Annotated in this window: 8 protein-coding genes and 1 riboswitch; of the genes, 5 read left to right on the plus strand and 3 right to left on the minus strand. The window is 74.4% G+C overall.

Features of this window, described 5'->3' with window-relative positions; translation table 11 throughout:
- A partial coding sequence (gene recQ / locus H3C53_11500; GenBank protein MBW7917290.1) for a DNA helicase RecQ occupies positions 1-1,826 on the minus strand: 1,826 nt, incomplete at its 3' end.
- A gap of 14 nt (positions 1,827-1,840) precedes the next feature.
- A complete protein-coding gene (locus tag H3C53_11505) occupies positions 1,841-3,079 on the minus strand; it encodes an aminopeptidase (GenBank protein ID MBW7917291.1) in 1,239 nt (412 codons plus the stop codon).
- Positions 3,080-3,223: 144 nt separating this feature from the next.
- A riboswitch (FMN riboswitch) is annotated at positions 3,224-3,373 on the plus strand.
- A gap of 32 nt (positions 3,374-3,405) precedes the next feature.
- On the opposite strand from H3C53_11505, the gene ribD reads away from it, so the two are divergent.
- The 4 genes from ribD (at position 3,406) to H3C53_11525 (ending at position 7,255) form a co-directional block, all read left to right on the plus strand.
- On the plus strand, positions 3,406-4,578 hold the full coding sequence (ribD, locus tag H3C53_11510) for a bifunctional diaminohydroxyphosphoribosylaminopyrimidine deaminase/5-amino-6-(5-phosphoribosylamino)uracil reductase RibD (protein ID MBW7917292.1): 1,173 nt from the start codon (positions 3,406-3,408) through the stop codon (positions 4,576-4,578).
- A gap of 1 nt (position 4,579) precedes the next feature.
- Positions 4,580-5,230 (plus strand): riboflavin synthase, encoded by a 651-nt coding sequence (locus tag H3C53_11515; GenBank protein MBW7917293.1) that lies wholly within the window; start codon positions 4,580-4,582, stop codon positions 5,228-5,230.
- On the plus strand, positions 5,223-6,470 hold the full coding sequence (locus H3C53_11520) for a bifunctional 3,4-dihydroxy-2-butanone-4-phosphate synthase/GTP cyclohydrolase II (protein MBW7917294.1): 1,248 nt from the start codon (positions 5,223-5,225) through the stop codon (positions 6,468-6,470). The genes H3C53_11515 and H3C53_11520 overlap by 8 nt, the downstream gene beginning before the upstream one ends.
- A gap of 146 nt (positions 6,471-6,616) precedes the next feature.
- Entirely contained in the window at positions 6,617-7,255 is a 639-nt protein-coding gene (locus H3C53_11525) for a phosphoribosyltransferase (GenBank protein ID MBW7917295.1), read from the plus strand.
- A 24-nt stretch (positions 7,256-7,279) separates the two neighbouring features.
- On the opposite strand, the gene H3C53_11530 is transcribed toward H3C53_11525, so the two are convergent.
- Complete coding sequence (locus H3C53_11530; protein ID MBW7917296.1) at positions 7,280-7,960, minus strand: YceH family protein; 681 nt, start codon at positions 7,958-7,960, stop codon at positions 7,280-7,282.
- A 63-nt stretch (positions 7,961-8,023) separates the two neighbouring features.
- Between H3C53_11530 and H3C53_11535 the strand changes: the two genes are divergently transcribed.
- Positions 8,024-8,716, plus strand: coding sequence for a hypothetical protein (locus tag H3C53_11535; GenBank protein ID MBW7917297.1), 693 nt, complete (start codon positions 8,024-8,026; stop codon positions 8,714-8,716).
- Positions 8,717-8,721: the final 5 nt, after the last annotated feature.

Below are 8,721 nucleotides of genomic sequence, written 5' to 3' on the forward strand. Positions count from 1 at the left end.
AGGAAGCGCGCCCCGTAGCGCCCCAGCTTGACGGCGCCCACGCCGGGGACCTCGCCAAGGTCGTAGAGGCTGCGGGGGGCGCGCGCCACCATCTCGCGCAGCGTGCGGTCGTGGAAGACCACGTAGGGCGGCACGCCCTGTTCCGCCGCGATCTCGCGCCGCAGGGCGCGCAACGCCTGGAAGAGCGCCTCCTCCTCGGGGCCCGCCTCGGGCCGGTCGAGGTCGCCGGCGGCGGGAACACCGGCGCCACCGGAACCGCCCGCCGCCAGCGCCCGCAACCGCCGCGCCGTCGACCGCTCGCGCACGCGGTCGCGCCGGAGTTCCACCGTGCGTTCGCCGCGGAGCACCGCGGCCGCGCCCGGCCCGGCGACCAACCCGCCGAAGCCGTCGGGGTCGGGCAGGAGCTGCCCGTTGGCGAGGAGCTGCCGTGCCACCGAGCGCCAGCCGCGCTCGTCGAGCTCCGCACCGATGCCGAAGGTGCTCAGCCGGTCGTGACCCAGGCTCGCCACGCGCGGCGTCGCCTTGCCGAGCAGCACGTCGATGAGGTGGCCCGCCCCGAAGCGTTGGCCCGTGCGCATGACGGTCGAGAGGAGCTTCTGCGCCGCGACGGTGCCGTCGAAGGTGTCGACGGGCTCGCGACACGTGTCGCAGTGGCCGCACGGCTCCTCCAAGCGCTCGCCGAAGTAGGCGAGCAGGGCCTGGCGGCGGCAGCCGGGCGTCTCGCAGTAGGCGAGCAGCGCCTCTAGCCGCTGCCGCTCGACGCGCTTGAACGCCTCGCTGCCGCCGCCCTCGGCCAGCATGCGGCTCACCTGCACCACGTCCTGCAGGCCGTAGGTCATGAACGCGTCCGACGGCTCCCCGTCGCGACCGGCGCGGCCCGTCTCCTGGTAGTAGCCCTCCAAGCTCTTGGGCAGGTCGAGGTGCGCCACGAAGCGCACGTCGGGCTTGTCGATGCCCATGCCGAACGCGATGGTGGCCACCACCACCAGGCCGTCCTCGCGCAGGAAGCGCTCCTGGTTCTCGCGCCGCACCTCGGCTCCCAGCCCGGCGTGGTACGGCACGGCGTTGACGCCCTGGTTCACGAGCCAGGCGGCCGTGGCGTCGACGCTCCTTCGCGACAGGCAGTAGACGATGCCGGCGTGCCCCACGTGCTTGTCGCGGTAGAAGGCGAGGAACTGCCGCCGCGCGTCGACCTTCTCCACCACCTGGTAGTCGATGTTGGGCCGGTCGAAGCTCGAGATGAAGCGGCGCGCGCCCCCCAGGTGCAGCTTGTCGACGATCTCGCGCCGCGTGGCCGCGTCCGCGGTGGCCGTGAGCGCCACGCGCGGCACGCCCGGGTACCTCTCTGCCAGCACCCCCAGCCCGATGTACTCGGGCCGGAAGTCGTGACCCCAGGCCGACACGCAGTGCGCCTCGTCGATGGCGAACAGGCTCTTCTCCAGCCCGTCGAGCACCGACAGGAACGCGGGCGTGAGGAGCCGCTCGGGAGCCACGTAGATGAGGTCGATGCGCCCCTCGACCAGGTCGCGCTCCACGGCGCGCGCCTCGGCGGGTTCCAGGCTCGAGTTCAGGTAGGCGGCGCGCACCCCCACCTGCCGCAGGGCGCTCACCTGATCGTGCATGAGCGCGATGAGCGGCGAGACCACCACCCCGACCCCACGCCGAAGTAGCGCCGGCAACTGGTAACAGAGCGACTTGCCGCCACCCGTTGGCATGAGGACGAGCGCGTCGCCGCCCTCCAGCACGTGCTCCACGACCTGCGCCTGGGCGCCGCGGAAGTCGGGGTATCCGAACACCTCGGCCAGGAGCCGCCGGGCGTCCTGCAGCGTTGGCCCGTCGGTCAGCCGACCCACTCCCCCTCGCGCATGACGGGCTCGGTGGTGCCGTCCGGCAGCTCGCCGTCGACGTCCACCCTGTCCGAGCCGATCATGAAGTCGACGTGCGTGAGCGAGTCGTTGAGGCCCTTGGCGAGGCGTTCCTCGGCGCTCATGGTCTGCGCGCCCCCCACGCAGTTGACGTAACCGCGCCCGAGCGCGATGTGGCAGGCGGCGTTCTCGTCGAACAGCGTCTCCAGGAAGAGGAGGCCCGTGCGAGCGATCGGGCTGGAGGCCGGCACGAGCGCCACCTCGCCCAGGCGCCTGGCGCCGTCGTCGGTGCCGAGGATGTCGTCGAGGGCGGCCTGGCCCTTGCCCGCCGTGGCCCTCACCACGCGCCCTCCCTCGAACTCGAGGGAGAAGTCGTCGATGAGGATGCCGTTGTAGGCGAGCGGCATGCTGGCGCGCACCACCCCGTCGACCCGGTCGCGGTGGGGGGCGGTGAACACCTCCTCGGTCGGCATGTTGGCCACGAAGCCGACGCCGTTCGGGAGGGTGGAGCCGCCGCCGTCCCACAGGTGATCGTCGGCCAGGCCGACGCGCAGGTCGGTGCCGGGACCGCGGAAACGGAGCGAGGCGTAGCGCCGCGCGTTGAGCCGCGCCTTGCGCTCGGCCAGACCCGCGTTGTGGTCGCGCCACGCGGCGACCGGGTCGGGCTCCGTGACGCGGGTGGCCGCGAAGATGGCGTCCCACAGCGCCGCCATGGCCTCCTCGTCGGGACGCCCGGGGAACACCTTGCGCGCCCACGCGGGCGCGGCGGCGGCGGCCACGCACCAGGCGATGCGGTCGGCCATGGCGAGGTCGGAGTAGGGCCTCACGGCGGGCCGCCACGCCCGCTGGAAGGCGGCGAAGCGCTCGGGGGGCGTTCCCGCCAGGGCATCAGGGTCGTCGGCCAGGATGGCGAGGGAGGCCGCGCCCTCGGCTGCCAGGGCGTTCATGCCGTCGGCGCGGTACTGCGCGATGACGTCGAAGCTGCCCTCGGGGCCGTGCATGAAGCGCGAACGCATGATGGCGTCGTCGTTCCAGAACACCTCCACGTAGGGGCTGCCGAGCCTGTACGCCTCGTCGACCACGAGGCGCACGAGCGGGGCCGCCTCGATGCCCGCTCGGATGAGCAGCTTCTGGCCGGGCTGCAGGTTCACGCCTACCCTCACCAGGAGCTCGGCGTACGCCCGGGAACGCTGCGCGAGATCGGAAGTCGTCATGCCGGGCATCGTAGCAGCGCCGCCGGCCGTGGACCGCCGCCTACCAGGCAGCAGCCGGTAGCGGCTTATCATGCGTCCAGGCGGCGCCGACCGACCCACGCGAGCGAACGCCCGCGGTGGCGGGGGCGCGGCCGCACAACCAGACGACCCCTTCAGGGCAGGGTGAGATCCCCGACCGGCGGTGAGGGGCGCAAGGCCAAGCCAGCGCCACGAGCCCGCGACGCCCACCACGGTGGGCCTGAACCGGTGAGAGACCGGTGCCGACGGTAACAGTCCGGACGGAAGAAGGAGGTGGGCGGCGGCCGCGAGGTGCGGCCATTGCGCCTATGGGATCAGCAGCAACAGGTCGAGAGGGAGCCGAGACTCCCGACGTGGACGAGTCGTTCATGCGGCTCGCGCTGGCGCTCGCGGAGCGCGGGCGCGGGCGCGTCAGCCCGAACCCGTTGGTCGGGTGCGTGCTCGTGCGAGAGGGCGCCGTCGTTGGCGAGGGTTGGCACGCGCGTGCCGGCGAGGCGCACGCGGAGGTCAACGCCCTGGCGGCCGCCGGCGCGGCGGCGCGCGGCGCGACCTGCTACGTGACGCTGGAGCCGTGCGACCATCACGGCCGCACCCCGCCGTGCACGGACGCGCTCATCGCCGCGGAGGTGGCCCGCGTGGTGGTGGCGACCACCGACCCGAACCCGCTGGTGGACGGGCGCGGCGTGCGGCGCCTGCGTGCCGCGGGCGTCGCCGTGGACGTGGGGGTCCTGGCACGGGACGCCGAGGAGCAGAACGAGGTCTACCGCACCAACCGCCTGCTGGGCAGGCCGTTCGTGCTCTACAAGACGGCCATGTCGCTCGACGGCAAGATCGCGGTGCGCACGGGCCGCTCGCGCTGGATCACGGGACCGTCGGCGCGTTCGCGCGTGCACCAGTGGCGCGACGAGTACGGCGGCGTCGCCGTCGGCGTCAACACCGTGCTCCTCGACGACCCGGCCCTCACCACGCGCCTACCCGGCGGGCGCACCCCCGCCAAGATCGTCTTCGACAGCGTTGCCCGCACGCCCGTCACGGCGCGGCTCTTCGCCCCCGCACCGGACGGCACGCCGGCGCGCGTGATCGTCATCACCACCACGGCCGCGCCCGCCGAGCGCACGGGCGCCCTGGCGGCGGCCGGCGCCGAGGTCGTGGCGTTGGACCCGCGTGACGGCCGGCCAGACGTTAGCGCGGCGCTCACCGCCCTCCTCGACCTGGGCGTCACCAGCGTCATGCTCGAGGGCGGCGGCTCGCTCGCCTGGGAGTTCTTCGCCGCCGGCGCCGTGGACCGCGTGGCGTGGTTCGTGGCCCCGAAGCTGCTGGGCGGCTCTGCCGCCGGGCCCCTGGCGGGGTTGGGGGTGCCCAGCGTCGACGACGCCTTCACCCTCGAGGACGTCCTGACGGAGACGATAGGGCCCGACCTGCTCATCACGGGCAAGGTGGCCCGCCACGTCGCCGGCCGCGCGGCAGAGCGGGGGGCGTGACGTGTTCAGCGGCATCGTCGAGGAGGTGGGCAGCGTGCTGCGGGTGGTCGAGGGGGCCGACGTGCGCCTCGCCATCGGCGCTAGCGCCGTCCTGGAGGGCACCAAGGTGGGCGACTCCATCAGCGTGTCTGGCTGCTGCCTCACCGTGGTGGCGCTGGGAGCCGACGGCTTCGACGTGGAACTGTCGCGCGAGACGCTCGCCAAGACGGCGCCGCGCTGGCGCGCCGGGGATCGCGTGAACCTGGAGCGGGCGCTGAGCGTCGCCGCGCGGCTGGGCGGTCACATCGTGAGCGGCCACGTGGACGGGGTCGGCGAGGTGCTCGACCTGAGCCCCGAACCGGGCGCGTACGTGCTGCGCGTGGCCGCGCCGGTGGCGCTGGCGCCTCACCTCGTGCCGAAGGGAAGCGTGACCGTGGACGGGGTGAGCCTCACCCTCGTCGACGTGGGCGGCCCGGGCGGCACCCGCCCGGACTGGCCGGCCCACCACTTCAGCCTCTGGCTGATACCGCACACGTTGGCCGTCACCACCCTGGGCGAGCTGGAGCCCGGTTCGCGCGTGAACGTCGAGAGCGACCTCCTCGCGAAGTACGTGGAGCGCCTTCAGCTCCTGCGGGAGCGGGAACCGGCGCCGGAAGAGAGACGACATGCCTGACACGAGGGTAGCCCCGGCCGCCGCCGGCCTCGCCACCATCCCCGAGCTCCTGGAGGAGCTGCGGCGCGGTCGCCCCGTCATCGTGGTCGACGACGAGGACCGCGAGAACGAGGGCGACCTCGTCCTCCCCGCGCAGAGCGCCACCACCGAGCAGGTGGCGTTCATGATCCGCCACACGGGCGGGGTCGTGTGCCTGGCCCTCACCGAGGCGGCCGCCGACCGGCTCGACCTGCCGCCCATGGTGCGGCACAACACCGCCAGGCGCGGCACCGCCTTCACCGTGACCATCGAGGCCAAGGAGGGCGTCAGCACCGGCATCAGCGCCCGCGACCGCGCCCTGACCCTCCGCACGGCGGCGGCGCCGGGCGCGAGCGCGGACGACCTCGCCCGCCCCGGCCACGTCTTCCCGCTGCGCGCCAGGGACGGCGGCGTGCTGCGCCGCGCCGGCCACACGGAGGCCGGCGTCGACCTGTGCCGCCTGGCCGGTCTCGAGCCCGCCGCGGCCATCTCCGAGCTGATGGCCGACGACGGCAGCATGCTCAGGCTCCCCGCCATCCGGGAGTTCGCCGCGGCGCACGGCCTGAAGGTCGGCACCATCGCCGACCTGATCGCCTACCGCCTGCGGGCCGACGCCTTCGTGCGCCGCGTCACGAGCAGCGCGCTCCCCACCGCCTACGGGGAGTTCACCGTGCACGGTTACGTCGACGAGCTCACGGGCGCCGAGCACGTCGCCCTCACGTTGGGCGACGTCGCCGCCGCCACCGCCTTGGAGGACGGCGTGCTGGTGCGGGTGCATTCGGAGTGCCTCACGGGCGACGCCCTCCACAGCCTGCGCTGCGACTGCGGCGCCCAGCGCGACGCGGCCATGGCCGCCATCGCCGCCGAGGGGCGCGGCGTCTTCGTCTACCTCAGGCAGGAGGGGCGCGGCATCGGGCTCCTCAACAAGCTCCGCGCCTACCACCTGCAGGACGAGGGGTACGACACGGTGGAGGCGAACGTGCACCTCGGCCTGCCCGTCGACGACCGCGACTACGGCGTGGGCGCGCAGATCCTGGCCGACCTGGGCGTGCGCCGCATGCGGCTCCTCACCAACAACCCGCGCAAGCTCGCGGCGCTGGCGGGTTTCGGGCTCGAGCCGGTGGCGCGGGTGCCGCTGCACGTGGGCCGGAACCCGTACAACGAGCGCTACCTGCACACCAAGGAGGTGAAACTGGGCCACTTCGCCGACCGGCCGGAGTGACGTGCCGGCCGGAGTGACGTGCCGGCCGCCCTGACGTGCCGACCGCCCGGCGCGGCCCGGCACAGGCGCCCGGCGCGGCCCGGCACCGCTGCCCGGCGCGACTCAGCGCCGCCTGCGCGCGGCGGCCGAGGGGAGGAGCGAGACGCATGGCGCTTTACAGGGACCGCACCCACGCCGGTGAGCGCTTGGCCGCCGCCATGGCGGGCCTGGGCGGGGAGGGCGTGGTCGTGGTGGCGCTCCCCCGCGGCGGCGTGCCCGTGGCCGCGGTGGTGGCCAGGGAGCTGGGAGCCCCTCTCGACGTGCTGCCGGTGCGCAAGGTCGGTCACCCGCACCAGCCCGAGCTGGCGCTCGGGGCGCTGGCCCTGGGAGGGCGGGTGGTGCGTAACGAGGAGGTGCTGGCCCGGTCGCGGGCGGCGGAAGGGTGGTTCGAGCGCCAGGCGGCGCTGGAGCGCCGCGAGCTGGAGCGGCGCGCGGTGACCTACCGCGGCAGCGCCGCGCCGCCCGACCTGACGGGCAAGGAGGTGCTACTGGTTGACGACGGCCTCGCCACGGGCGCCACCATGCGAGCTGCCGTGGCCGCGGCGCGCGACCTGGGGGCCCGCCGCGTGGTCGTGGCCGTGCCGGTGGGGGCGCCCTCCACCGTCGCGCAGCTCAGGGCGGAGGCCGACGCCGTCGTGTGCGTCTTCGAGCCGCAGACGCTTTCCAGCGTGGGCGAGTGGTACGACGACTTCGCTCAGACGACCGACGCCGAGGTGCTCGCCATCCTGGCCGAGCGGGCGCCATAGGCGGGGTCGCTCTAGGCGGCCGTCCTAGGCGGGCTCGCCGGAGGCGCGCCCCTCCAGCGCCTCGACGCGCCGCTCGAGCGCCTCGACGCGCCGAAGCAGCACCGCCAGCGGCGAGCCGCCGGTCGCGGCCGCCGCACCGGTCCCGCCAGGTGCGGCACCATGGTCGCCGCCTGCCGCCGCGCCGCCGTGACGCACGCGGGGCTGCATGCGCTCCTCGTCCGCGCCCAGCTTGTGGGTCCAGCGGTCCTGGCTCTGGCCCGGGCCGCGGCCGAGGTTCGCCGCCAGCGGGACGGAGCGGCCGGCCAGGCCGTCGAGGACGCGCTCGACGTCCGCCACGTCGGCGAAGGCGACGTAGCGCTCCGTGCGCGTGCGCAGCTCGCCGGGCGTCTGGGGGCCACGCAGCATGAGGACGCCGAGCAGCGCGATCTCCTTGTCGTTCACCGACCAGGCCTGCGCGATCTTGTGGCGGTGCTTGGGGACGCGGTCGCTGACCTCCTGCGTCGTCGCGGCGAGTCCCTTGTCGCGGAGGCGCTGCAGGGCGTCCTGCACGTCCTGCAGGTGGTAGTCGGTGACGGGGTCGCGGCTGGTCTTCTGGTTGCAGGCGGTGACGAGCGCCTGCATCGTGAGGGGGTAACCGTCCGGCGTCGTGCGCTCCTTCTCAACGAGGGAGCCCAGTACGCGCAGCTCGATGTCGGTGAGGGCCATGCGGGCCAGGATATTACGCGTGCGGCCGGCCCGGCCCAAGCCCCGGTGCGATAGCCTGGCGCCGTGCCCATCCGTGACGAACTGATCGAACGAACCATCCAACAGCTGGCCGCCCTCATGGCCAAGCTCATCGGCGCGCGCTTCGGCGTGCTCGAGGCGGCGCGCGTCGACCTGGGAGCCGCCGAGCGCGAGCTCGAGGGGCTCTACCTCGCCAACCTGGGCACGAGCCGCGGCCTCGTGCACCGCCTGGGCCTCGAGGACCTGATCGGGGTCCTGAGCACGGCCGGCTACGTCGACGCCGAGCGGGCGTACCTCCTGGGCGCCCTCCTCAGCGTCGACGCGGAGGTGGCGGTGGCGGCGGGCGCCGACGCGGACGACCCGGAGGTCGTGGGGCTCCGCTCCGCCGCGCTGGCGGCGCTGCTCGAGGCGGGAGCCGAGAACCTGGGCGAGGCGGACCTCGGCGCGCGCGTGGCGGCCCTCCTGGCCGAGGTGCCCGCCGAGGCGCTGCCGCCCAGCACCTTCGAGCGGCGCTTCCGGTACGAGTTCGCGGGCAAGCGTTACGCGCTAGCCGAGGACGCCCTGTTCGCCTGGCTCGAGCGCTCGCGCGGGACGGCCGAGCGCCTGGAGGTGGCCGCCACGGCCAGCGCCTTCTACGACGCGCTGGAGGGGAAGTCGGACGAGGAGCTCGCCGCCGGGGACTTCGAGCGCGGCGACGTCGCCCTCGGCAGGGCCGACTTCGCCGCGCGGTTCGCCTGAGCGGC

Source organism: Trueperaceae bacterium, from assembly GCA_019454765.1.
Taxonomy (GTDB): Bacteria; Deinococcota; Deinococci; order Deinococcales; family Trueperaceae; genus JAAYYF01.